Here is a 24,327-nt window from a genome sequence, read left to right as displayed (position 1 = left end):
AAAAACTACTCGCCGATGGCGGCCTTGTAGCCGGCGGCGTCCAGCAACTGCTCCAGCTCTGCCGGGTTGGACGGCTTGAGCTTGAAGATCCAGCTGGCGTAAGGATCGTTGTTCAGGTTCTCAGGGCTGTCGCTGAGGTCTTCGTTGACCGCGATCACTTCGCCGCTGACCGGCGCGTAGATATCCGAAGCGGCTTTCACCGACTCCACCACCCCGGCGGCGTCCTTGGCCGCGAACACCTTGCCGACCTCGGCCAGTTCGACGAATACCACGTCGCCCAGGGCTTCCTGGGCGTGGTCGCTGATGCCCACGGTGACGGTACCGTCGGCTTCCAGCCTGGCCCACTCGTGGCTCTCGGCAAAACGCAGGTCGGCGGGGATATTGCTCATAGTGTCTTTCCTCAACAGGTCAGCGGTCGGCCCGCCGGAATGAATTCAGATCAGGATCTTGCCCTGGCGCACGAAGGTCGGCTTGACCACCCGTACCGGGTACCACTTGCCGCGAATTTCCACCTCGGCGCGGTCGGCGGTAGCCACCGGCACGCGGGCCAGGGCAATCGCCTTGCTCAGCGTAGGAGAGAAACTACCACTGGTGATCTCCCCTTCGCCAATCTGTGCGATTCGCACCACCTGATGCGCACGCAGCACACCGCGTTCCTCGAGCACCAGGCCGACCAGTTTCAGCTGCACGCCTGCGGCCTGTTCGGCCTCCAGCGCACGGCGTCCGATGAAGTCGCGGTCGGCCGGTTCCAGGGCGATGTTGTGGGCCAGGTTGGAGGTCAGTGGCGAGTGTGCCTCGTCGATGTCCTGTCCGTACAGCGTCATGCCCGCTTCCAGGCGCAAGGTATCGCGCGCGCCCAGCCCGCTGGGGGCAATACCGGCGCCGACCAGGTCGTTGAAGAACGCCGGGGCCTGCTCTGCCGGCAGGGTGATCTCCAGGCCGTCTTCGCCGGTGTAGCCGGTACGCGAGATGAACCAGTCGCGACTGCTGCGGCCTTCGAAGGGGGCCAGTTCACGAATCAGCGCCGCACGGTCACTGCTCACCAGTTCGGCCAACTTGTCCCGCGCATGCGGGCCCTGCACAGCGAAGATCGACAGTTCGGGACGCTCGCGCACCTGCACGTCGTAGTCGCCGATATGGGCCTGCAGCCAGGCCAGGTCCTTGTCGCGGGTGGCGGCGTTGGCCACCAGGCGGTAGCCGTCGTCGGTGCGGTAGACCAGCAGGTCGTCGATCACACCGCCCTGTTCGTTGAGCAGGGTGCTGTACAGGGCCTTGCCGTGGGCATTCGGGCTGGCCACATCGTTGGCCAGCAACCAGCGCAGCCAGGGCGTGGCCTGGGCGCCGTGCACATCGATCACGGTGAGGTGCGAGACATCGAAGACCCCGCAGTCGCGGCGCACCTGGTGGTGCTCCTCGACTTGCGAGCCGTAATGCAGGGGCATGTCCCAACCGCCAAAATCGACCATCTTGGCGCCAAGCGCCAGGTGCAGGTCATAAAGAGGCGTACGCTGTCCCATGGGTTTCTCCTTCCGGGCGTGGCGAGGCTGCGGCTGAGGGCAGCGTTTCAGCTACCCGGTGCTGATCGGCCGCAGCGAATGCCGCGCATTGTAGCCGCAAGGGCGCAGCCTTACACCCTCAGTGACTCTGACCCGGGTGACGCGCCGAACGCCTTATCAAACCGATGACCGGCAGCAGCCCCACCAGCACCAGCGTCAACGCCGGCAGCGAGGCACGCGACCACTCGCCCTCGCTGGTCATCTCGAATACCCGCACCGCCAGGGTGTCCCAACCGAACGGGCGCATCAGCAGGGTGGCGGGCATCTCCTTGAGCACATCGACGAACACCAGCAGCGCTGCGCTCAGCGCACCCGGCACCAGCAGCGGGAGATACACCTTGAAAAACAATCGCGGGCCGCTGACCCCGAGGCTGCGCGAGGCCTCCGGCAGCGAGGGCCGAATGCGCCCCAGGCTGTTTTCCAAGGGGCCGTAGGCCACGGCAACGAAGCGCACCAGATAGGCCAGCAGCAGTGCCGCCAGGCTGCCCATCAGCAGCGGGCGGCCGGCACCGCCAAGCCAGCTCGAAAGCGGCACCACCAGCTGGTTGTCGAGGTAACTGAAGGCCAGCATGATCGACACCGCCAATACCGAGCCGGGCAAAGCGTAGCCCAGGTTGGCCAGGCTGACCCCGGCGCGCACCACGCGGGTGGGGGCCTGGCGTCGGGCAAACGCCAGCAGCAGTGCCACCGCCACGGTGATCAGCGCAGCCATGGCGCCCAGGTACAGGGTATGCAGGATGAGCGCGCCATAGCGCTCGTCGAGGTCGAAACGCCCGCGCTGCCAGAACCACACCAGCAACTGCAGCACCGGGATAACAAACGCGCAGGCGAACACCAGCAGGCACCAGCTGCTGGCAGCCAGCGCCTTGACCCCGCGCAGGTGGTACAGCGCCGCCACCCGGGGCCGCTCGTTGCTGCTGCGTACCGCACCGCGGGCCCGGCGCTCGCCGTACAGCACCAGCATGACGGCCAGCAGCAACAGGCTGGCGAGCTGGGCGGCGCTGGAGAGGCTGAAGAAGCCGTACCAGGTCTTGTAGATGGCGGTGGTGAAGGTGTCGAAGTTGAACACGGCCACCGCGCCGAAGTCGGCCAGGGTTTCCATCAGCGCCAGCGCCACGCCCGCGCCGATCGCCGGCCGCGCCATGGGCAGGGCCACGCGCCAGAAGGCTTGCAGCGGCGATTGCCCGAGCACCCGCGCCGCTTCCATCAGGCCCTTGCCCTGGGCCAGGAAGGCGGTACGTGCCAGCAGGTAGACATAGGGGTAGAACACCAGCACCAGCACGATGATCACCCCGCCGGTGGAGCGCACGCGCGGCAGGCGCATGGGGCCGAACCATTCGCGCAGCAGGGTTTGCACCGGGCCGGAGAAGTCCAGCAAACCGACGAAGACGAACGCCAGCACATAGGCGGGGATGGCGAAGGGCAGCATCAATGCCCAGTCGAGCCAGCGTCGGCCGGGGAATTCGCACAGGCTGGTGAGCCAGGCCAGGCTCACGCCCAGCACGGTGACGCCGACGCCCACGCCGAGGATCAAGGTCAGGGTGTTGCCCAACAGGCGGCTCATCTGGGTGTCGAGCAGGTGCGACCAGATCTGCAGGTCGATGCTCTGCCACGACAGCACCAGCACGCTCAGCGGCAGCAGCACCAGCGCGCAGACGGTGAAGACCAGGGGGTACCAGCGGCGTTGGGCGGGGTGGGCCAAGGGGGAGATCTCTAGCGAATGTGAGATTCGCCGGCAACGCCGGCTCCTACAGGGGTCGCGCATTACCTGTAGGAGCCGGCATTGCCGGCGAAGGGGCCCTGGAGGGCCCCGCAAGGATAAGGTCTTGCGCTCAGTTCCAGCCAGCCCGATCCATCAGGCGAATCGCTTCAGCCTGACGCTTGCCCGCCACTTCCACCGGCAGGCTGTCGGCCTTGAACTTGCCCCACGCCGCCACTTCTGCCGAAGGTTCGACCTTGGGGTTGGCCGGGAACTCCTGGTTCACATCGGCGAAGATCTTCTGCGCCTGCGGCCCGGTCATCCACTCCACCAGCTTGATCGCGGCCTCCTTGTGCGGCGCGTGCCGGGTCAAGCCGATGCCCGACAGGTTGACGTGCACGCCACGGTCGGCCTGGTTGGGCCAGAACAGCTTGATCGGCAGCTGCGGCTGCTCCTTGTGCAGGCGGCCATAGTAGTAGGTATTGACGATGCCCACGTCGCACTGCCCGGCCTCGATGGCCTTGAGCACTGCCACGTCATCCGAGAACACGTCGGTGGACAGGTTGTTCACCCAGCCCTTGAGGATCTCTTCGGTCTTCTCGGCGCCGTGGGTTTCGATCAGGGTCGCGGTCAGCGACTGGTTGTAGACCTTCTTGGCGGTACGCAGGCACAAGCGCCCTTCCCATTCCTTGCCGGCCAGCGCCTCGTAGGTGCTCAGCTCCTCGGGCTTGACCCGGTCGGTGGCGTAGGCAATGGTCCGCGCGCGCAGGCTCAGGCCGGTCCAGTCATGGGACGAAGCGCGATACTGCGGGGGAATGTTGGCGTCGATCACGGCCGACTTGATCGGCTGCAGGATACCCATCTGCTCGGCCTGCCAGAGGTTGCCGGCATCCACGGTCAGCAGCAGGTCGGCGGTGGCGTTGCTGCCCTCGGCCTTGATGCGCTGCATCAACGGCGCTTCCTTGTCGGTGATGAACTTGACCTTGACCCCGGTTTCCTTGGTGTAGGCATCGAATACCGGCTTGATCAGCTCGTCGATGCGCGAGGAATACACCACCACCTCGTCCGCCGCCTGTGCGGTACCGCCCAGCAGGGTGAGCGCCAGGGCGGCGAGTAGATGCTTGCGTGGCAACATGAAGGCGGTCCTCGGAATGCGGGAGAGGCGCAAATGGTAGTGAATGCCATTTGCCTTCTCAACCGAACTGCCAAGGGAGGAGTTACCAGATGTTGCGGTGCCGCCTCAGGCCCGTGCCAGCTCCGGCAGGTCGCCGCTCAGCCCCAGCGCCTGGCGCACGAACAGCGCCTTGGCCTCCGGCAGTTGCTCCACCCACTTCAGGCCACTGTTGCGCAGCCAGCGCAGCGGCAGCGGGTCGGCCTGGAACAGTCGCTCGAAGCCCTCCATTGCGGCCATCAAGGCCAGGTTGTGCGGCATGCGCCGTCGTTCGTAGCGGCTCAGCACGCGCACGTCGGCCAGGCGCTCGCCGCGCTCATGGGCATGCTGCAGCACTTCGGCCAGCACCGCCGCGTCCAGAAAGCCAAGGTTCACGCCCTGCCCGGCCAGCGGGTGAATGGTATGTGCCGCATCGCCGATCAACGCCAGGCCCTCGGCCACGTAGCGCTTGGCATGGCGCTGGCGCAGCGGTACGCACAGCCGTGGGTCGGCCGCCAGCACCGTGCCCAGGCGGCCCTCGAAGGCCCGCTCCAGCTCGGCGCAGAAGGCTTCGTCCGGCAGGGCCATGAGGCGCTCGGCCTGCGCAGGCGTGGTCGACCACACGATGGAGCACCAGTGCTGCTGGCCGTCGCGCAGCAGTGGCAGAAACGCCAGCGGGCCGTCATCAGTGAAGCGCTGCCAGGCTGTGGCCTGGTGCGGCTCGGCACAGTGCACGCTGGTCACGATGGCGTGGTGCAGGTAGTCCCACTCACGGGTTTGGCAGCCGGTCAGGCGGCGCACCGCCGAGTTGGCGCCGTCAGCCGCAATCACCAGCGGCGCGCGCAGGGTGCGGCCATCGGCCAGGGTCAGCAGCCAGTCGTCGCCACTGCGGCGCATCTGCTCCAGGCGGGCGTTGGCCAGCAGGCCGATCTCGCTGTCGTGCAGGCGCTGCAGCAGACCGTCCTGCACCACGCGGTTCTCGACGATGTGGCCGAGCACCTCGGCGTGCACGCTGGCGGCCGAAAAGTGGATCTGCCCGGTGCCGCTGCCGTCCCACACGTGCATGTCCGAATACGGGCTCAGGCGCCGCTCGCGGATGTGCTGCCAGGCGCCCACGCGCTCGAGGATGCGCTGGCTGGCCATCGACAGCGCGCTGACTCGCGGCCCGAAGGGCGCCTGTGCATCGAACGGCTTGACCGTCGGGGGGCTGCCGTCGAGCAGCAGGATGTCCAGGCCACTGTGCTGCAAAGCCAGGGCCAGGGCGCTACCGACCATTCCGGCACCGACAATCAACAGATCTGCGCGCATTTCCATGCTTTCAAGCCCGATAAAGAGAAGAAGGGGTCATTGGCCAGGCTGGTCCGGGCGTGTACCCAGGCCCATGGCCTGGCGGGCGAACCAGCGCTTGGCCGGGGGCAGCAGGTCCAGGCCCAGCAGGCCCAGGTTGCGCCCGGTGGCGAGCAACGGCTGGCCGCTGCCGAACAACCGCGTGACCTTGTCGGAGAAGCCCACGGTCATGTCCTGGTCCAGGCGCTGGCGCTCGCGGTAGGCCTGCAGGGTCGCCAGGTCGCCCGGTACTTCAGGCCCGGCCAGCAGACCGTCGGCCAGCGACTGCACGTCGCGCAGCGACAGGTTGAAACCCTGCCCGGCAATCGGATGCAGGCTGTGCGCGGCGTTGCCCAGCACCACCAGGTGCGAGCGCACCTGCTCCTGGGCCTCTACCAGCGACAGCGGGTAGAGGTGACGCGCGCCCACCTGGCGCAAGGTGCCCAGACGGTAGCCGAACACGCCTTGCAGCTCGGCCAGGAAGGCTCGCTCGTCTATCTCGGCCAGCCGTCTGGCATCCATTCCGGCACGGGTCCAGACCAGCGCGCAGCGGTTTTCCGGCAGCGGCAGCAAGGCCATCGGGCCGTCATCGGTGAAGCGTTCGAACGCCTGCCCGCAATGGGCCTCGCTCGGGGTGATGTTGGCGATCAGCGCACTCTGGTTGTACGGACGCTGGCTGACGTGGATGCCCAACTGCTCGCGCAGCCCGGAACGCCCGCCGTCGGCCAGTACCGCCAGGTCGCAGTCCACCGTGGTGTCGTCATCCAGTGTCAGGCGGTAGCCGTCGGCCAGCGGCTGCATCGCGCTGACCTGCGCCGGGCAGCGCCAAGTCACCACCTCGGCATCCAGCCCCTGCCACAGGCACTGGCCGAGCCAGGCGTTCTCGACCACGTAGCCGAGTGCCGGCACGCCTTCTTCCAGGGCGTCCAGGCGGGTGGCGCCAAAGCGGCCACGGTCGGACACCTGGATCTGGCGGATCGGTTCGGCGCGGCGGCTGATCGGCTGCCACAGGCCCAGACGCTCGTAGATCTGCCGGGTGCCGTAGGAAAGCGCCGAGGACCGTGCGTCGTAACTGGGCTGGAAGCTGTCGCCGGGGGCGAACGGCTCGATCAGCAGGATCTTCCAGCCACGCGCCCTGGCCCCGGCCTGCAGGGCCAGCGCCAGGCTGGCACCGACCAGGCCGCCACCGATGATGGCAAGGTTGACCCGGCTCATGCGGCGTGGCTGCGTGCAGCCGCCATCAATGCTTCGATTTCGGCCACCGTGCGCGGTACGCCGGAGGTCAGGATTTCACAGCCCTGCTTGGTCACCACTACGTCGTCCTCGATTCGTACGCCGATACCGCGCCACTTCTTCGCGACGCTCTGGTTGTCGGCAGCAATGTAGATGCCCGGCTCCACCGTCAGGGCCATGCCCGGCTCCAGCACGCGCCACTGGTCGGCGACCTTGTACTCGCCGACGTCGTGCACATCCAGCCCCAGCCAGTGACCGGCGCGGTGCATGTAGAAGGCGCGATGGGCCTCGGCCTCGATCAGCGCCGGCACGTCGCCCTTGAGCAGCCCCAGCTCCACCAGCCCTTCGGTGATCACCTGCACGGTGGCCTCGTGGGCATGGTTCCAGTGCTTGCCCGGTGCAATCGCGGCAAAGGCTGCAGCCTGGGCCTTGAGCACCAGCTCGTAGATCGCTTTCTGCTCCGGCGAGAAGCGCCCGCTGACCGGGAAGGTGCGGGTGATGTCGCTGGCGTAGCAGTCGATCTCGCACCCAGCGTCGATCAGGACCAGGTCGCCGTCCTTGAGCAGCGCGTCGTTCTGCTGGTAATGCAGGATGCAGGCGTTGCGACCCGATGCCACGATCGAGCCGTAGGCCGGCATCTTCGCCCCGCCCTTGCGGAACTCGTAGTCCAGCTCGGCCTCCAGGCTGTATTCGTGCAACCCGGCGCGGCAGGCCTGCATGGCCCGCACATGGGCGCGTGCCGAAATCGCCGCGGCCTCGCGCATCACCTTCACTTCCGTGGCCGATTTATACAGGCGCATGTCGTGCAGCAGATGATCCAGCGCAACGAACTCGTTCGGTGGCTGGGCGCCGAGGTTGGCCTTGGAGCGGATCACGTTGATCCACTCCATCAGGTGGCGGTCGAATTCGGGGTGGCTGCCCATGGCCGAGTACACCCGGTCGCGGCCTTCGATCAGGCCCGGCAGGATGTCGTCGATGTCGGTGATGGGGAACGCATCGTCCGCGCCGTATTCGCGTATCGCGCCTTCCTGGCCGGCGCGCAGGCCGTCCCACAGCTCGCGCTCGGGGTTGCGCTCGCGGCAGAACAGCACGTACTCACCGTGCTCGCGGCCGGGGATCAGCGCAATCACCGCCTCGGGCTCCGGGAAGCCGCTGAGGTACTGGAAGTCGCTGTCCTGGCGGTACACATGCTCCACGTCGCGGTTGCGAATGGCCACCGCGGCCGCGGGCAGGATGGCGATGCTGTTGGGTTCCATCTGCGCCATCAGCGCCTTGCGACGACGGGCATACTCCGCTTTGGGGATATGGGCTATTGGCACGAGGAACCCCTGTTCGGCATTTAGTGCAAGGAAGGCTTGGGCGCAGGCGCCTGTGGCTTGGCCAGCTCGGAGAACAGCAGCATCGGTGCGACGCGCAGGTACTCCATCACTTCCATATAGTCGCTTTCGCCGTCTTCGGATTCTTCCAGTGCATCCTGGACCTGGGAAATGGCATCCAGGTCACCCAGCACTTCCTTGGCTTCGGCACTCAGGCTCAGGCCTGCCGAGTTGAGGCCGAAGCCGTACAGGAAGCCTTTGCACCACTCGCCCAGGGCGATGGCACGCTCGGTCAGCGGGGCATCGTCGGTGGGCAGCAACAGCACGACGGTGACTTCTTCACCGGTGAGTTCGCCCTTGACCATCTCCTGCAGGCCGATCAAAGCGTTACGAACATTGTCTACAGGATCGACTTCCAGCAGGTGGGCCGCATCGGCCAACCAGCCGTCGGCATCGAAGCCGGCGCCGGCGCAGCTGCGCCCGAGCAACAAGCCGTGAAGCTCGGCAGGCGAAACAGGGTGACCGTTGCTGGTGAGCAAGGTGGCAAAAGCGGTGTATGGCGAATTCGTAATGGGCATGGGCAGCTAGGCGCCAGACGGCGCAATGACTAGAATGAAGGCCTTGTATCCTAGCACCGGCAGGCGCGCCAAGACCATCGACGCCGCCAATTCGGGGCATGCCGGAACTTAATGAGCGGGTAAGACCCGTCTGACAAAAGCGAGTGGCACGTCATGCCAGAGAACGACCTGCAAGCGCTGATGGGCCGATTCGAGCTGTTGATCGAACGTGTCGAGCAACTAAAGCGGCAAAATGCACTCCTATTAGCTCAGGAAAAATCCTGGCGCGAGGAGCGCGCCCACCTCATCGAAAAAAACGAGATCGCCCGGCGTAAGGTCGAATCGATGATTTCGCGGCTCAAGGCCCTGGAGCAAGACTCATGAGTTCAAGCAATAGCGTCACCGTTCAGATCCTCGACAAGGAGTATTCGATCATCTGCCCGCCGGAAGAGCGCAGCAACCTGGTCAGCGCAGCGCGCTACCTGGACAGCAAGATGCGCGAGATCCGCAGCAGCGGCAAGGTGATCGGCGCCGACCGTATCGCGGTGATGGCGGCGCTGAACATCACCCACGACCTGCTGCACAATCAGGAGCGCCCGCAGGCGCCCACCGGCGGTGCCACCCGTGAACAGGTGCGCGACCTGCTCGAACGTGTCGATCAGGCATTGGCCGACGACGCGGGTTCAAAACCGGCCTGAGTTTCGGGTATACTCCGACCACTCCCTGGAGTGCTTGCCAGTCGGTCATGTCCCTGAGCCGATACGCACAACCACGGGGGTTGCACGTGGGGCCGGTGTGCATGTCCGCTTGACGGAAAGCCTTAACGCCTCCTGTAATCTCCACCTTGAACTTTCGGGTTCAAGGGCTACACCGACAGCGGTTCGTCGGGGAGCCTGAATTCTCCAGCCTGCGCCCGCCCAGCGGCGCACGCACATGCACTGCCACCCCTGCGTGGCAGTCGCCCCAGGGACCGCCCGTGCCATGACCGACACCGCGCCGCTTACCCGCCCCCAACTTCGTCGTCTGCTCCGTGATGCCCGCCGTGCCCTCAGCCCGGCCGAACAGCGCCGTGCCGCGCGCGGCCTGTACCGGCAACTGGCGCAGCACCCGCTGTTTCGTCGTGCCCGGCACATTGCCCTGTACCTGCCCAACGACAGCGAGATCGACCCGCGCCTGCTGCTGCGCGAAGCTCAACGTCGAGGCAAGCATACCTACCTGCCGGTGCTGCACGCCTGGCCCAGAACCCGCATGGCCTTCCAGCGCTTCGAGCACGGTGAAAAACTGCGCCCCAACCGCTTCCGCATCCCCGAACCACGCATCAATCTCACACGCCAGCGACCCACCTGGGCACTGGACCTGATCCTGCTGCCGCTGGTGGGTTTCGACGAGACGGGTGGGCGACTGGGCATGGGCGGCGGGTTCTATGACCGCAGCCTGGCGTATCAGGGGCGGCGCAAGGCCTGGAAGAAACCCCTGCTGCTGGGGCTGGCGCACGAATGCCAGAAAGTGCAACGACTGGCCCAGGCCAGTTGGGACGTGCCGCTGCAGGGCACGGTATCGGACAGGGGGTGGTACCTGGCACCCTGAACGGGCGCCGCAAGGCTCAACGCTTGACGGGGGTCGGGGCGGCCGGCATCTCGTAGGCGGCTGTTTCGAGTTTCTGTTCCCACAGGCTTTGTGCATAGCCGGTGGTGACCACACCCAGGCCAAACAGAAAAACGAGCACCCAGAGCAAATCCGGTTTGCGATTCATCGATTGCCCCCCTCAGGCAAACTCATCACGATGACAGCAACGGTTTTTATTATGCCGTGCAGCAGCGTCAAGCTTAAAATGCGCGCATTCTCCGACAACCTGGTGCCACACGCAAACGTTGACGCCAACCGGCTGTCGGTTTCATGCAACAGGTTATTTCAAACTTTGTCTGGAGCGTCAACGATGGCCTACTGGCTGATGAAATCCGAGCCCGACGAGCTCTCGATCGAAGACCTCGCCCGCCTCGGCCAGGCGCGCTGGGACGGGGTGCGCAACTACCAGGCGCGCAACTTCATGCGCGCCATGGCGGTGGGCGACCTGTTCTTCTTCTACCACTCCAGCTGCCCCGAGCCCGGCATCGCCGGTATTGCCCGCATCACCACCGCCGCCTACCCCGACCCCACCGCACTGGACCCCGAGAGCCACTACTTCGACGCCAAGGCCAACGCCGAGAAGAACCCGTGGAGCGCAGTGGACGTGGAGCATGTGGAAACCTTGCGCAAGGTGCTGGGCCTTGGCTACCTCAAGCAACAGGCGGCACTGGCCGAACTGCCACTGGTACAGAAGGGCAGCCGCCTGTCGGTGATGCCGGTGACGGACGAACAATGGGCCGCGGTGCTCGCACTACGTTAATTTCGCGTAAGATGCCCACTCGTTTGATACGTATCAACCCGCCACGGTAGGCAAAACGTCAGACTCTGACGTCAAACGCAGCAGGATGCAGGTGCATGTCGATGAGCCAACACACCCCCAAACTCTTTGCCGGCGCGCTGATTGCGCTGCTGGTGGCAGCCGGCGGCCTGGGCTACTGGAAGTCCATGCACGACCGTCTGCCCGAAGGCCTGAGCATGGGCAACGGTCGCCTTGAGGCCACCGAGGTGCAGATCGCCACCAAAGTGCCGGGGCGCCTGGCCGAAGTGCTGGCCGACGAGGGCGACGTAGTGCACAAGGGCCAACTGCTGGCGCGCATCGACACCCGCACCATGGAGGCCCAGCGCAACCAGGCCGAAGCCGAAGTGCTGCGTGCCCGCGAGAACTACGCGGCCGCCCAGGCCACCGTGCAGCTGCGCCAGAGCGAACAGCTGCTGGCCAGCCAGGAACTCAAGCGCGTGCGCGAACTGTTCCAGCGCAAGTACTCCAGCCAGCAATTGCTCGACCAGCAGCAGGCCCGCTACGACACCAGCAATTCAGCCGTGGTGGCAGCGCGAGCGCAACTCGCGGCAATCAAGGCCGCCATCGGTGCCGCCGAGGCCCAGGTGGCCCAGCTCACCAGCGAAATCGACGACAGCAGCCTGCGCGCGCCCATCGATGGCGTGATCCAGCTGCGCCTGGCCGAACCGGGCGAAGTGCTCGGGGCCGGCGGGCGCGTACTGCTGCTGATCGACCCCAGCGACCAGTACATGAACCTCTATCTGCCCGCCTCCACCACCGGCAAGCTGACCGTGGGCGACCAGGCGCGCATCGTGCTCGATGCCCTGCCCGACCGCGCGCTGCCGGCCAAGATCAGCTTCGTGGCAGCCAAGGCGCAGTTCACCCCCAAGCAGGTGGAAACCCGTGACGAGCGCCAGAAGCTGGTGTTTCGCGTCAAGCTGCGCCGGACCGAGCCCAGCGCGGTGCCCCAGGCCAAGCCCGGCATGCCCGGCGCCGGCTATGTGCGTAGCGCCCCCGTGGACTGGCCGGCCAACCTGCAATGACGGCCCTGGCGCTGCAGGCGCGTGGCATCAGCCACCGCTACGGCTCCCTCGAGGCCCTGCAGGACATCTGCTTTGAACTGCCGGCAGGCACCCGCTGCGGCCTGATCGGCCCGGACGGTGCGGGCAAGTCGAGCCTGCTGGGGCTGATTGCCGGGGTCAAGAAGCTGCAACAGGGCGAGTTGCAGGTGCTGGACGGCTCGATCCGCCAGCGCCGCCATCGCAACAGCCTGTACCCGCGCATCGCCTTCATGCCCCAGGGCCTGGGCGGCAACCTGTACCCTGAGCTGTCGATCAGCGAGAACATCCGCTTCTTCGCCACGCTGTTCGGCCTGAGCCGTTCCGAGTGCGACACGCGCATGCACGCGCTGCTGCTGGCCACCGACCTGGAACGCTTTGCCGAGCGCCCGGCAGGCAAGCTCTCCGGGGGCATGAAGCAGAAACTCGGGCTGTGCTGCGCACTGATCCACGAGCCCGACCTGCTGATTCTCGACGAGCCCACCACCGGCGTCGACCCGCTGTCGCGCCGGCGCTTCTGGGAGCTGGTGGAGCAGGTGCGCAGCGAGCGTCCGCAACTGACCCTGCTGGTGGCCACCGCCTACATGGAAGAGGCCGAACAGTTCGAGCACTGCCTGATGCTCGACCGTGGTCGCCTGATCGCACAGGGGCTGAGCCGCGAGCTGGCCGGCGCCACCGCCAGCGGCAAGCTGGACGACGCCTTCACCTGCTACCAGAGCCAGCAGCAGGATGACCGCAGCCGCACCCAGGCGCCGCTGGTGATCCCACCACGCCCGGCCGACGACGGCGACATCGCCATCGAGGCCCATGAACTGACCCTGCGCTTCGGCGACTTCACCGCAGTGAACAAGGTCAGCTTCGCCATCGGCCGTGGCGAGATCTTCGGTTTCCTGGGCTCCAACGGCTGCGGCAAGACCACCACCATGAAGGTGCTCACCGGCCTGATGCCGGCCAGCGAAGGCAGCGCCACCCTGCTCGGCCGCCCGGTCGACGCCAAGGACCTGGCCACGCGCAAGCGCGTCGGCTTCATGTCCCAGAGCTTTTCGCTGTATGGCGAACTGAGCGTGCGTCAGAACCTCGAGCTGCACGCACGCCTGTTCGACCTGAACAAGGCCGACAGCACCCCGCGCATCGCCGAACTGATCGAGCGCTTCGACCTGGGCGACATTGCCGACCAGCAGTCCGGCGCCCTGCCGCTGGGCCTGCGCCAGCGCCTGTCGCTGGCCGTGGCGGTGCTGCACCGGCCTGAAGTGCTGATCCTCGACGAACCCACCTCCGGCGTCGACCCGGCCGCACGCGCCGACTTCTGGCGCCTGCTGATCGAGCTGTCCCGCGAGCAGGGCGTGACCATTTTCCTGTCCACCCACTTCATGAACGAGGCGCTGCGCTGCGATCGCATCTCGCTGATGCACGCCGGCCGTGTGCTGGCCTGCGATACCCCGGCCGCGCTGCAACAGCAGTTCGGTGGCCAGACCCTGGAAGACGCCTTCGTCACCTGCCTGGAACAGGCGCAGAACAGCAGCCCGGCGCCGACCGAGGCCCAACCGGTGAGCACCACCGCCGAGGCCACCAGCCCGCCACCCCGCAGCGGCTTCAGCTTCGTGCGGCTGTTCGCGGTAGCCACCCGCGAAGGCAAGGAGCTGCTGCGCGACAAGGTGCGCCTGGCCTTCGCCCTGCTCGGTGCGCTGTTCATGATGGTGATCTTCGGCTATGGCATTTCGCTGGACGTGGAGAACCTGGCATTCGCGGTCTACGACCAGGACCAGAGCCCGCAAAGCCGTCTGTACCTGGAAGCGTTTCGCGGCTCGCGCTACTTCGCCGAGCAGGCGCCGATCCGCGACGCCGCGCAACTGCACAAGCGCCTGCAACGCTCGGAAATCAAGCTGGCGCTGGAGATCCCCCCCGGCTTTGGCCGCGACCTGAATGCCGGGCGCCAGCCGGTGGTGGCGGCCTGGCTCGATGGCGGCATGCCGTTTCGCGCCGAAACCAGCCGCAACTATGTGGAGGCCGTGCACCAGGCCAACCTCGAACAGCTCGCCGCGCTGAGCAGCCGCGCACAGCCAGGCCTGGCAGCGGTAAAGCTTGAAACCCGCTTTCGCTACAACCAGGACGTGATCAGCGTGAACGCCATCGGCCCCGGGGTGATGGCGCTGATCCTGGCATTCATTCCCGCGATGCTCACGGCACTGGGCATCGTGCGTGAAAAAGAGCTGGGCTCGATCACCAACTTCTACGCCACGCCGCTCACGCGCCTGGAGTTCCTGCTCGGCAAGCAGGCCCCGTACCTGCTGGTGAGCCTGGTCAACCTGGCGTTGCTGGTGGCGATGAACCGCTGGCTGTTCGGCGTGCCCTTCAAGGGCAGCGCGCTGGCCCTGGCCTGCGGCGGGGTGCTGTACCTGCTGGCCACCACCAGCCTGGGGCTGCTGATCTCGGCATTCACCCGCACCCAGATCGCGGCGATCCTGGGCACCATGATCATCACCAGCCTGCCGACCATCCAGTTCTCCGGGCTGATCGTGCCGCGCTCTTCTCTCGATGGCGCGGCAGCACTGATGGGTCAGCTGTTCCCGGCCGGCTACTTCCTCGACATTGCCGTCGGCACCTTCACCAAGGCCCTGGACCTGCGCGAACTATGGCCGCAGTGCCTGGCCCTGTTCGGGTTCTTCGCCGGCTTCACCGGGCTGAGCCTGATCATGCTGAAAAAGCAGGAGGTCTGATGCAGCGCCTGGCCCATATCTACCGCCTCGGTCTCAAGGAGCTGACCAGCCTGCGCCACGACAGCGTGCTGCTGCTGTTTCTGCTGTATGCCTTCAGCGTGGCCATCTACATGCCCGCCGCCGGCTCTGTGATCGGCGTGCACAACGCCAGCGTGGCCATCGTCGACGAAGACCACAGCCTGGTCTCGCGCAAGCTGGGCGAGGCGCTGCAACCGCCGGAGTTCCAGCCGACGGTGACGCTGCCCTACGACCAGCTCGACCAGGCCATGGACAGCGGCCAGTACACCTTCGTGATCAATATCCCGGTGAACTTCCAGAGCGACCTGCTGGCCGCGCGCACCCCGGAACTGCAGGTGAACGTCGACGCCACCGCCATGAGCCAGGCGTTCATGGGCGCCGGCTACATCGGGCGGATCTTCGAACGCGAGCTGCTCGACTACGCCAAGCAGGCCGTGCAGAGCCCGGCGCTGCTGAGCCCACGGGCGCTGTTCAACCCCAACCTGGAGGGCGGCTGGTTTCTGGCGGTGATCCAGATCGTCAACAACATCACCATCCTGGCCATCGTGCTGACCGGCACTGCGCTGCTGCGCGAACGCGAGCATGGCACCCTCGACCACCTGCTGGTACTGCCACTGACGGCACTGGAAATCATGCTGGCCAAGATCGGCAGCAACGCGCTGGTGGTGGTGCTGTGCACCTGGGTGTCGCTGGAGGTGGTGGTCAAGGGGGCATTGGGAGTGCCGCTGGCCGGCTCCATGGGGTTGTTCCTGGGCGTGACCGCGCTGTACCTGTTCGCCAGCACCGCGCTGGGGATCTTCCTCGCCACACTGGCGCGCTCGACCCCGCAGTTCGGCTTGCTGGCGATCCCGGTGATCATCCCGATGCTGTTGCTGTCGGGCGGCAGCACGCCGCTGGACAGCATGCCGCAATGGCTGCAGTGGGTGATGCAACTGTCACCCTCCACCCACTTCGTCAGCCTGGGTGCCGCGATCCTGTTCCGCGACGCCGACGCATCGGTGGTGTGGCCGGACCTGCTGGCGCTGGCGGCGATCGGCCTGGCGTTCTTTGCGATCGCCCTGGCACGCTTTCGCCGCAGCCTGGCCTCGTGACTACTGCACGATCAGGTTGTTGAACAGCAGGTCGGCCACCACCGGCCGCCCTTCTTCGCCGTTGAGCACCTGCTGCACCTGCTTGAGGGCTTCCTGGCGAAGGTGTTCCTTGGCCTCGACGTTGCTCATGCCGTCCAGGCTCTGCTGGGTGAACAGGGCAACCAGCTGGTTGCGGATCAGCGGTTCGTGGTGCTTGACCGCGGCCGCATCCACATCGTTGTCCACGCGCAACGCCACATCGGCCTCGTACACGCCCAGCTTGGGGCCGCCATCAAGGGCATAGTTGCCCACCAGTGGCGGGGTCAGGGAGATGTACGACACCTTCGGCGCGCCCTCTCCGTCCTTGGCTTCTTCGGCCATGGCCGCCGCTGGCAGCATCAGGGCCAGTACCATCAAGATCCACGCTTTCACCAATTCGCTCCTCAAACAGTTGGCGCCAGCATACCCAGCGCCTTCGCCAAACCCAAGCCCGGGCTTATGCCGGCTTATCAGGCCGGGGCATGCTCGTTGACCCGACACCCTGCCCACCTACACTTATCGGCCACCACCCGCAAAGGAATAGCCCTGATGAAAGCCGTGTTGTGCAAAGCCCATGGTCCGGCCAGCGACCTGGTCCTCGAAGAGGTCGCCAGCCCCGTGCCCAAACGCAATGAAGTGCTGGTGCAGGTGCATGCGGCGGGGGTCAACTTCCCCGACACCCTGATCATCCAGGGCAAGTACCAGTTCCAGCCGCCACTGCCGTTCTCGCCGGGTGGCGAAGCAGCAGGGGTAGTGCTGGAGGTGGGCGAAAAGGCCGGGCCGTTGCAGGTGGGCGACCGGGTGATGGCGCTGACCGGCTGGGGCAGCTTTGCCGAGCAGATCGCGGTGCCGGGCTACAACGTGATGCCGATCCCGGCGCACATGGACTTCGCCACGGCTGCCGCATTCGGCATGACCTACGGCACCTCGATGTACGCGCTCACCCAGCGCGGGCAGCTGCAAGCCGGGGAAACCCTGCTGGTGCTGGGTGCGTCGGGCGGTGTCGGGCTGGCGGCGGTGGAGATCGGCAAGGCCCTGGGCGCGCGGGTGATCGCAGCGGCCAGCAGCGCCGACAAGCTGGCCGTGGCCAAGGCTGCCGGTGCCGACGAGCTGATCAACTACAGCGAAAGCGGCCTCAAGGACGAGATCAAGCGCCTGACCGGTGGCCAGGGCGTGGACGTGGTTTTCGACCCGGTGGGCGGCGAGCTGTTCGAGCAGGCGATGCGCGGGCTGGCGTGGAACGGACGGATGCTGGTGGTGGGGTTCGCCAGCGGGCAGATCCCGCAGTTGGCGGTGAACCTGACGCTGCTCAAGGGCGCGGCGGTGCTGGGGGTGTTCTGGGGTGCGTTCGCGCAGCGCCAGCCGGCGGATAACGCCGCGAACTTCAAGCAGCTGTTTGCGTGGCATGCCGAGGGCAAGCTGAAACCACTGGTGTCGCAGACCTACCCACTGGCCGATGCCGGGGCTGCAATCGAGCAGTTGGCGGGGCGCAAGGCGGTGGGCAAGCTGGTGGTGTCTGTGCGATAGCCAAGCCCGCTCCCGCACTGCCCTGTGGGAGCGGACTTGACCCGCGATAGAGGCGTGAACGTCAGCTCATGTCCCAGGCCAGCAGCACCTGCTTGCACCCACGGCACACGAACTTGTAGAACCCGGTATCCCCGCCCGGCGCATACCCCACCGCGGCCCACGACCAGTCCTCCACGGTCATGCCGTTGTACTCGGCCCAGTGCTCCCGGGTCGCCGGCGTGGCCTCACTGATGTCCTCGGCGCTGGCGTCCCCGTGGAACTCGCAGGCGTCACCGCAATGGTGCATCCACTGGCTGTCCTGCCATGTGGGACAGCCCGGCGTGCGATAGGCGATCTCGTCGAGCACCTCAGGCTTTATGCCCGCCTCCCCCATCGCATACACATCATGGAAACTGCCGTCGTAGCGCCTGGCCGCCGAACCATCGGCAATGCACCACGGGCAGATATCGCCCTCGAGTGTCTGCGCGGTGTACAGCGTGCCGTCATACAGGTAACCACGCGCCTGCCCGCAGCACACGCAAGCCTCGCTGCTGGCCACGATGTAATGAACCTTGCCGGGGTAATAGGTAAAGACCGGAAGTGGTGTTGTCATGGCATTCCTTCTCACAGCTGCTTGAGCGCAAGGTCACGCAGTTGCTGCGGCCAGGCGTCGATGAACATCAGGTCGGGCTGCCCGGCGCAGCGCCGCTCGATAGACGGCAGCGCTGCCTCGAACGCCTGCTGCGCCTGCTTGAACTGCAGCAGGGTGGGCGATGCGGGTGACGTCCTGGCCAGCAGGCCGATGGACGTGGCCACGCTGTCCATCTGCCACAGCGGCTGATGCGAGCGGATCTGACGGTAGGTGGCCAGGTAGTAACTGAACAGCTTGCACTGCAGCTGCGGCAACGCGGCCTGGGCATCCAGGGTCATCGCCATGGACTGCTCATCCATGCGAAAGAGCAGGCTCTGCACCACATCGGTTTTCAGCGGCTCGCCCGCGGCCACCGTCCAGGGTTCGAACCGCACCTTTGCGATGGCCGCTTCTGCAGACGCACTGAACAACGCATGATCACTGTGCTTGACGGTTACATGGCTGACCGAGCCATCGCGCGAATCGACCTGGTAGCCGATGCGCACAGCGCCCTCCAGGCCCACCAGCCTCATGGCCCTAGGGTACACCGGGGCCGGGGGCTGCGCGAACGTGGGCACATGCTCGGCCTGCACGGCGCAGCACCAGCACAACAGTATTCCAAGCCAGCGTTTCATCCCTGATTCCCAACACGTCCATTGATAAGGGGCGCGATGGTACCGCAGGCTTCACGCCTTGTCCGCCGAATGACAACGCTTGAAGCGTGCCTCCAGGTTGCGGTCGGGCATGGCATGGGTGCGCAGCGCCGAAAGGGTCTGCTCGACATAGTCGCGGGTGGTGCCGTAGCGGCCCTTGGCGCTGGCCAGGATATGGCTGAGCAAGGTGTCGGGCAGGTTGCCGGCATAGCACGGCAAGTGCCGCTCCAGCACGAAGCCCAGTGCCTGCACCTTGCTGCCGTCCTCGAGGCGGCAGTTGAGCCAGTGCGGACGGTACGCCGGGTACGGCATCTCGCGCTGCCACAGCGCCAGCAATGAATCCTCCAGGCGCTCTTCGGGCAGCCGATAGGCAAAGCCGCTGCACGAGCCACCACGGTCCAGGCCGAACACCAGCCCCGGGCACTCCGGAGTGCCGCGGTGCTCGTGGGACCACAGGTACAGGCCGCGATGATAGCCATGCACGCGTGCGCGCCGGCGCTCGGCCGCGCTGCATTCCGGTCGCCAGATCAGCGAGCCATAGGCAAACAGCCAGACCGGGCCGCCCTGATGGCGGGACATGGTGTGATCAACCGATTGTCGAAGTTGCTCATGGGTCAGTTGCTGACCGAAGTCGAGCACCGGAGGGTACGCCAAACTCGAGGGTGCAGTTTCAATTGCCGACATGATCGCCGCCAGAATTCCTCGTGAACTACTGAAGTGGCCCACTGTAAAGTCATTGCACTAACAATACATCGACCGTACGGCAGATGGCCGCTCGAATACAAGCCCCGTTGCAAACAAAGCCCCCAGCACCGGGGCTTTCAGGCCTGCTGTTTCAAGTGTAGTAATAGTTTTTGGCGGTGCTTGCAATAATTAACGCGGCCAGCACTTATAACCAACGAGGCACAATCGGGTTATTTGAATCGGCGCGTTATTGCAACGCGCCGTTATTACCTAAGTTAGCCGCGCGGGGCATAAGCGAATACATCGGCGCGCATCTGGTGTGCGTCCATGCCAGCGTCCACCAGGGCATCGAGGGTGGCGTAGATCATGGTGGGCGAGCCACTGGCATACACGTGCACGCCCGCAAGGTCGGCAATGTCTTCGCACACGGCCTCGTGCAGCAGCCCGCAGCGCCCCTCCCAGCCGCACAAGTCGCTCACTACCTTGTGCAGGAACAGGTTGGGCAGCGTTGCCCACTCGTCCCAGTGCTCGATCTGATAGAAGTCTTCCGGGCGGCGCACTCCCCAGTACAGGTGCACCGGGTGCTTGAAGCCGCTGGCCCGGCAATGTTCGATCAGGCTGTGCATCTGCGCCATGCCGGTACCGGCAGCAATCAGTACCAGCGGCCCGTCCGGCAGTTCGGCCAGGTGCGTGTCGCCAAACGGCAGCTCCACCCGCGCCATGCGGTTGCGCTGCAACTGTGCGATCAGTTCCAGTGCACTGCTCTCGCGGGCCAGCACGTGCAGCTCCAGGTCACGCCCGCTGTGTGGCGCCGAGGCCAGCGAGAACGCGGCCTTGTCGCCAGCTTCGCGCTCGATCATCAGGTACTGCCCGGCGTGGTAGCGCGGCGGCTTGCCGGCCGGCGCGCGCAGACGCACGCGCCACACGTCGCCGCCCACCTCGACACATTCGCTCAACTGGCAGGCCAGCTTGCGCACCGGCAGCTCGCCCAGGGCCAACACGCCATCCCACAGCAACACGCAATCCTCCAGCGGCTCGGCGATGCAGGTGTACAGCTCGCCATGGTCCTTCACCTCGCCATCCTGGCGCACACGGCCTTCCACCAGCAGTGCCGCGCACACATGGCAATTGCCATTGCGGCAGCTCTGCGGGCAGTCATAGCCCAGACGACGGGCCCCATCCAGTATGCGCTCACCAGGGTTCAGTGCCAGCACCGCCCCGGAGGGCTGCAAGGTAACCTGCATCAGTCTATTCCCAACTGTGTCCACAGCTCATCGATGCGTCGGGTGACGGCCTCGTCCTTGACGATGACACGCCCCCACTCGCGGGTGGTTTCGCCCGGCCACTTGTGGGTGGCATCCAGGCCCATCTTCGAGCCCAGGCCGGAAACCGGCGAGGCGAAGTCCAGGTAGTCGATCGGCGTGTTGTCGATCATCACGGTATCGCGCTTGGGGTCCATGCGCGTGGTGATGGCCCAGATCACGTCGTTCCAGTCCCGCGCGTTGATGTCGTCGTCGGTGACGATCACGAACTTGGTGTACATGAACTGGCGCAGGAACGACCACACCCCCAGCATCACGCGCTTGGCGTGCCCTGGGTACTGTTTTTTCATGGTGACCACCGCCATGCGGTACGAGCAGCCTTCAGGCGGCAGGTAGAAGTCGGTGATCTCGGGGAACTGCTTCTGCAGGATCGGCACGAACACTTCGTTCAGCGCCACGCCCAGAATCGCCGGCTCGTCAGGCGGACGCCCGGTGTAGGTGCTGTGATAGATCGGCTTGGTGCGGTGGGTGATGCGCTCCACGGTGAACACCGGAAAGCTGTCGACCTCGTTGTAGTAGCCGGTGTGATCGCCATACGGGCCTTCGGGCGCCATCTCGCCGGGGTGGATCACGCCTTCGAGGATGATCTCGGCGGTGGCGGGCACCTGCAGGTCATTGCCGCGGCACTTGACCAGCTCGGTACGGTTGCCGCGCAGCAGGCCGGCGAAGGCGTACTCGGACAGGCTGTCGGGCACCGGGGTCACCGCGCCGAGGATGGTCGCCGGGTCGGCGCCCAGTGCCACGGCCACCGGGAACGGCTGGCCAGGGTGCTTCTCGCACCACTCGCGGTAGTCCAGCGCGCCGCCACGGTGGCTCAACCAGCGCATGATGACCTTGTTGCGGGCGATGACCTGCTGGCGATAGATACCCAGGTTCTGGCGGTCCTTGTTCGGACCTCGGGTCACGGTCAGGCCCCAGGTGATCAGCGGCGCCACGTCGCCCGGCCAGCAGTGCTGGATCGGCAGCGCGCCAAGATCGACGTCGTCACCTTCGATCACCACGTCGTGGCAGGGCGCATCCTTGACCACCTTGGGCGCCATCGAGATGACCTTCTTGAAGATCGGCAGCTTCGACCAGGCGTCCTTCAGCCCCTTGGGCGGCTCGGGCTCCTTGAGGAAGGCCAGCAGCTTGCCGATCTCGCGCAGTTCGCTGACCGACTCGGCGCCCATGCCCATGGCCACGCGCTCCGGGGTGCCGAACAGGTTGCCCAGCACCGGGATGTCGTAACCGGTAGGGTTCTCGAACAGCAACGCCGGGCCCTTGGCACGCAGGGTGCGGTCGCAGACCTCGGTCATTTCCAGGATCGGGGAGATGGGGACCTGAATGCGCTTGAGTTCGCCGCGCTGTTCCAGGCCGCGGATAAAGTCGCGCAAATCGCGATACTGCATGCGGGAGCCTCGTGTTCGCCGTAGCGGTCGGGGTGCAAAGTGTAGCGCCGAACCCCGCCCGCCAGAATAGACAATGTACAGATAGCAAAAAGCCGGGTTTCCCCGGCTCTTGCGTACCGCCCGTGTTACTTGCGCTTCATCGACAGGAAGAACTCGTCGTTGGTCTTGGTCTGCTTGAGCTTGTCGACCAGGAACTCGATGGCGGCGATCTCGTCCATCGGGTGCAGCAGCTTGCGCAGGATCCACATGCGCTGCAGCTCGTCGTCGGCGGTCAGCAGCTCTTCGCGACGGGTACCCGAACGGTTGATGTTGATGGCCGGGAACACGCGCTTCTCGGCAATGCGACGGTCCAGGGGCAGTTCCATGTTGCCGGTACCCTTGAACTCTTCGTAGATCACTTCGTCCATCTTCGAGCCGGTCTCGACCAGCGCGGTGGCGATGATGGTCAGCGAACCGCCTTCCTCGATGTTACGTGCAGCACCGAAGAAACGCTTCGGCTTCTCCAGGGCGTGGGCGTCGACACCACCGGTCAGCACCTTGCCGGAGCTCGGGATCACGGTGTTGTAGGCACGGGCCAGACGGGTGATCGAGTCGAGCAGGATGACCACGTCCTTCTTGTGCTCGACCAGGCGCTTGGCCTTCTCGATGACCATCTCGGCCACTTGCACGTGACGGGTTGGCGGCTCGTCGAAGGTGGAGGCGACCACTTCGCCGCGCACGGTGCGCTGCATCTCGGTCACTTCTTCCGGGCGCTCGTCGATCAGCAGCACGATCAGGTGGCACTCGGGGTTGTTGCGGGTGATGTTGGCCGCGATGTTCTGCAGCATGATGGTCTTGCCCGCTTTCGGCGGGGCGACGATCAGGCCGCGCTGGCCCTTGCCGATCGGCGCGCACAGGTCGATGACGCGACCGGTGAGGTCTTCGGTGGAACCGTTGCCGGCTTCCATCTTCAGGCGCTTGTTCGGGAACAACGGCGTCAGGTTTTCGAAGAGGATCTTGTTCTTCGCGTTTTCCGGACGGTCGTAGTTGATGGTGTCGACCTTGAGCAGCGCGAAGTAGCGCTCGCCTTCTTTGGGCGGGCGGATCTTGCCGACGATGGTGTCACCGGTACGCAGGTTGAAGCGACGAATCTGGCTGGGCGAGACATAGATGTCGTCCGGGCCGGCCAGGTACGAAGCGTCAGCCGAACGCAGGAAGCCGAAACCGTCCTGGAGAATCTCCAGCACGCCGTCACCGGAGATTTCCTCGCCGCTTTTCGCGTGCTTTTTCAACAGGGAGAAAATCACGTCCTGCTTGCGCGAACGGGCCATATTTTCTATGCCCATCTGTTCGGCCAATTCGAGCAGATCGGTAATCGGCTTTTGCTTGAGTTCAGTCAGATTCATAAGGGGAATGACGTAATCATGTAAGAAGGGGGAATTAAGCTTCTGGCTTAATGAAGCCGCGCCGCAGAGAAGGCGACAGGATCGCGTACTAATTCGAATTGAGGTGCGTCGGCGACGGCGTGCAGGGGGCACTGAAAGAAACAGTGCGAGGCCGAATGTATCACTTGCATTTTCTGGCGTCTAGTCACCAGACAGAGAAAAGCCCCGACGAATGCGGGGCTTTTTTCGACTCAGATATTGGCGTCGAGGAACGCCTGCAGCTGAGACTTGGACAATGCGCCGACCTTGGTCGCCTCGACATTGCCGTTCTTGAACAGCATCAGCGTCGGGATGCCACGCACGCCGTGCTTGGCTGGGGTTTCCTGGTTTTCGTCGATGTTGAGCTTGGCGACGGTCAGTTTGCCCTCGTAGGTAGCGGCGATGTCGTCCAGAACCGGAGCGATCATTTTGCATGGGCCGCACCATTCAGCCCAGTAGTCGACCAGCACCGGACCTTCAGCCTTGAGCACGTCGGCTTCGAAGGTGGCGTCGGTGACGTGTTTGATAAGATCGCTGCTCATGGAAGTCTCCAAGGTCGTAAGCAAAAAAACGTGGCCCATCATAGCCGCCATCGCC

Annotated in this window: 25 protein-coding genes and 1 other RNA gene; 9 read left to right on the top strand and 17 right to left on the bottom strand. The window is 65.4% G+C overall.

The window, feature by feature from the left end; translation table 11 throughout:
* Window positions 1-5: 5 nt before the first annotated feature.
* From gcvH to MF6396_RS14335, 8 genes are all read right to left on the bottom strand, one after another.
* Window positions 6-389 (bottom strand): glycine cleavage system protein GcvH, encoded by a 384-nt coding sequence (gcvH, locus tag MF6396_RS14370; RefSeq protein WP_043863412.1) that lies wholly within the window; start codon window positions 387-389, stop codon window positions 6-8.
* A gap of 45 nt (window positions 390-434) precedes the next feature.
* Entirely contained in the window at window positions 435-1,517 is a 1,083-nt protein-coding gene (gcvT, locus tag MF6396_RS14365) for a glycine cleavage system aminomethyltransferase GcvT (protein WP_058541754.1), read from the bottom strand.
* Window positions 1,518-1,635: 118 nt separating this feature from the next.
* Complete coding sequence (locus MF6396_RS14360) at window positions 1,636-3,258, bottom strand: ABC transporter permease (protein ID WP_078480691.1); 1,623 nt, start codon at window positions 3,256-3,258, stop codon at window positions 1,636-1,638.
* A 130-nt stretch (window positions 3,259-3,388) separates the two neighbouring features.
* Window positions 3,389-4,390, bottom strand: coding sequence for an extracellular solute-binding protein (locus MF6396_RS14355; protein WP_043863409.1), 1,002 nt, complete (start codon window positions 4,388-4,390; stop codon window positions 3,389-3,391).
* Window positions 4,391-4,495: 105 nt separating this feature from the next.
* On the bottom strand, window positions 4,496-5,713 hold the full coding sequence (locus MF6396_RS14350; protein ID WP_177346326.1) for a 2-octaprenyl-3-methyl-6-methoxy-1,4-benzoquinol hydroxylase: 1,218 nt from the start codon (window positions 5,711-5,713) through the stop codon (window positions 4,496-4,498).
* 36 nt (window positions 5,714-5,749) lie between these two features.
* Window positions 5,750-6,946, bottom strand: a complete 1,197-nt coding sequence (gene ubiH / locus MF6396_RS14345; RefSeq protein ID WP_043863407.1) for a 2-octaprenyl-6-methoxyphenyl hydroxylase — start codon at window positions 6,944-6,946, stop codon at window positions 5,750-5,752.
* Window positions 6,943-8,277, bottom strand: coding sequence for a Xaa-Pro aminopeptidase (gene pepP / locus MF6396_RS14340; RefSeq protein ID WP_043863469.1), 1,335 nt, complete (start codon window positions 8,275-8,277; stop codon window positions 6,943-6,945). Before pepP ends, ubiH begins: the two co-directional genes overlap by 4 nt.
* Window positions 8,278-8,303: 26 nt before the next feature.
* On the bottom strand, window positions 8,304-8,858 hold the full coding sequence (locus MF6396_RS14335) for a YecA/YgfB family protein (protein WP_043863406.1): 555 nt from the start codon (window positions 8,856-8,858) through the stop codon (window positions 8,304-8,306).
* Window positions 8,859-9,011: 153 nt separating this feature from the next.
* Here MF6396_RS14335 and MF6396_RS14330 point away from each other — a divergent pair, with 153 nt between their 5' ends.
* The 4 genes from MF6396_RS14330 (at window position 9,012) to MF6396_RS14315 (ending at window position 10,424) form a co-directional block, all read left to right on the top strand.
* A complete protein-coding gene (locus MF6396_RS14330; RefSeq protein ID WP_043863405.1) occupies window positions 9,012-9,221 on the top strand; it encodes a TIGR02449 family protein in 210 nt (69 codons plus the stop codon).
* Window positions 9,218-9,535: a cell division protein ZapA gene (locus tag MF6396_RS14325; RefSeq protein WP_043863404.1), complete on the top strand. Its 318-nt coding sequence runs from the start codon at window positions 9,218-9,220 to the stop codon at window positions 9,533-9,535. Before MF6396_RS14330 ends, MF6396_RS14325 begins: the two co-directional genes overlap by 4 nt.
* Window positions 9,536-9,554: 19 nt before the next feature.
* Window positions 9,555-9,732, top strand: a non-coding RNA gene (gene ssrS / locus MF6396_RS14320) — 6S RNA.
* Window positions 9,733-9,818: 86 nt separating this feature from the next.
* On the top strand, window positions 9,819-10,424 hold the full coding sequence (locus MF6396_RS14315) for a 5-formyltetrahydrofolate cyclo-ligase (RefSeq protein ID WP_043863403.1): 606 nt from the start codon (window positions 9,819-9,821) through the stop codon (window positions 10,422-10,424).
* Between the two features lie 16 nt (window positions 10,425-10,440).
* Here the strand turns inward: MF6396_RS14315 and MF6396_RS28810 are convergent, their stop codons facing one another.
* A complete protein-coding gene (locus MF6396_RS28810) occupies window positions 10,441-10,590 on the bottom strand; it encodes a hypothetical protein (protein ID WP_167400226.1) in 150 nt (49 codons plus the stop codon).
* 183 nt (window positions 10,591-10,773) lie between these two features.
* Here MF6396_RS28810 and MF6396_RS14310 point away from each other — a divergent pair, with 183 nt between their 5' ends.
* From MF6396_RS14310 to MF6396_RS14295, 4 genes are all read left to right on the top strand, one after another.
* On the top strand, window positions 10,774-11,223 hold the full coding sequence (locus MF6396_RS14310; RefSeq protein WP_078480689.1) for an EVE domain-containing protein: 450 nt from the start codon (window positions 10,774-10,776) through the stop codon (window positions 11,221-11,223).
* 95 nt (window positions 11,224-11,318) lie between these two features.
* Entirely contained in the window at window positions 11,319-12,284 is a 966-nt protein-coding gene (locus MF6396_RS14305) for an HlyD family secretion protein (RefSeq protein WP_443217206.1), read from the top strand.
* Window positions 12,281-15,016 carry a ribosome-associated ATPase/putative transporter RbbA gene (rbbA, locus tag MF6396_RS14300; RefSeq protein WP_078480687.1) on the top strand — a complete coding sequence of 912 codons (2,736 nt, stop codon included), beginning with the start codon at window positions 12,281-12,283 and terminating at the stop codon, window positions 15,014-15,016. Before MF6396_RS14305 ends, rbbA begins: the two co-directional genes overlap by 4 nt.
* Entirely contained in the window at window positions 15,016-16,125 is a 1,110-nt protein-coding gene (locus MF6396_RS14295) for an ABC transporter permease (RefSeq protein WP_078480686.1), read from the top strand. Before rbbA ends, MF6396_RS14295 begins: the two co-directional genes overlap by 1 nt.
* Here the strand turns inward: MF6396_RS14295 and MF6396_RS14290 are convergent, their stop codons facing one another.
* Window positions 16,126-16,536: a flagellar basal body-associated protein FliL gene (locus MF6396_RS14290; RefSeq protein ID WP_078480684.1), complete on the bottom strand. Its 411-nt coding sequence runs from the start codon at window positions 16,534-16,536 to the stop codon at window positions 16,126-16,128. It abuts the gene before it with no gap.
* Window positions 16,537-16,692: 156 nt separating this feature from the next.
* On the opposite strand from MF6396_RS14290, the gene MF6396_RS14285 reads away from it, so the two are divergent.
* A complete protein-coding gene (locus MF6396_RS14285) occupies window positions 16,693-17,670 on the top strand; it encodes an NADPH:quinone oxidoreductase family protein (protein ID WP_078480683.1) in 978 nt (325 codons plus the stop codon).
* A 61-nt stretch (window positions 17,671-17,731) separates the two neighbouring features.
* Here the strand turns inward: MF6396_RS14285 and MF6396_RS14280 are convergent, their stop codons facing one another.
* From MF6396_RS14280 to trxA, 7 genes are all read right to left on the bottom strand, one after another.
* Window positions 17,732-18,262: a CbrC family protein gene (locus MF6396_RS14280; RefSeq protein WP_078480681.1), complete on the bottom strand. Its 531-nt coding sequence runs from the start codon at window positions 18,260-18,262 to the stop codon at window positions 17,732-17,734.
* 11 nt (window positions 18,263-18,273) lie between these two features.
* Window positions 18,274-18,915: an energy transducer TonB gene (locus MF6396_RS14275; protein ID WP_078480679.1), complete on the bottom strand. Its 642-nt coding sequence runs from the start codon at window positions 18,913-18,915 to the stop codon at window positions 18,274-18,276.
* 51 nt (window positions 18,916-18,966) lie between these two features.
* Window positions 18,967-19,617, bottom strand: coding sequence for a gamma-glutamylcyclotransferase (locus tag MF6396_RS14270; RefSeq protein ID WP_043863394.1), 651 nt, complete (start codon window positions 19,615-19,617; stop codon window positions 18,967-18,969).
* A 275-nt stretch (window positions 19,618-19,892) separates the two neighbouring features.
* Window positions 19,893-20,861 (bottom strand): CDP-6-deoxy-delta-3,4-glucoseen reductase, encoded by a 969-nt coding sequence (locus MF6396_RS14265; RefSeq protein WP_043863393.1) that lies wholly within the window; start codon window positions 20,859-20,861, stop codon window positions 19,893-19,895.
* Window positions 20,861-22,327 (bottom strand): 4-hydroxy-3-polyprenylbenzoate decarboxylase, encoded by a 1,467-nt coding sequence (gene ubiD / locus MF6396_RS14260; protein WP_054915496.1) that lies wholly within the window; start codon window positions 22,325-22,327, stop codon window positions 20,861-20,863. The genes MF6396_RS14265 and ubiD overlap by 1 nt, the downstream gene beginning before the upstream one ends.
* 125 nt (window positions 22,328-22,452) lie before the next feature.
* Window positions 22,453-23,712, bottom strand: coding sequence for a transcription termination factor Rho (gene rho, locus MF6396_RS14255; protein ID WP_043863391.1), 1,260 nt, complete (start codon window positions 23,710-23,712; stop codon window positions 22,453-22,455).
* Between the two features lie 230 nt (window positions 23,713-23,942).
* Window positions 23,943-24,272, bottom strand: a complete 330-nt coding sequence (gene trxA, locus MF6396_RS14250) for a thioredoxin TrxA (RefSeq protein ID WP_043863390.1) — start codon at window positions 24,270-24,272, stop codon at window positions 23,943-23,945.
* Window positions 24,273-24,327: the final 55 nt, after the last annotated feature.

This window comes from Pseudomonas sp. MF6396 (genome assembly GCF_002018915.1).
Taxonomy (GTDB): domain Bacteria; phylum Pseudomonadota; class Gammaproteobacteria; order Pseudomonadales; family Pseudomonadaceae; genus Aquipseudomonas; species Aquipseudomonas palmensis.
Note: the sequence above shows the minus strand (reverse complement) of the source record. Positions and strands in the feature narration are given on the sequence as shown.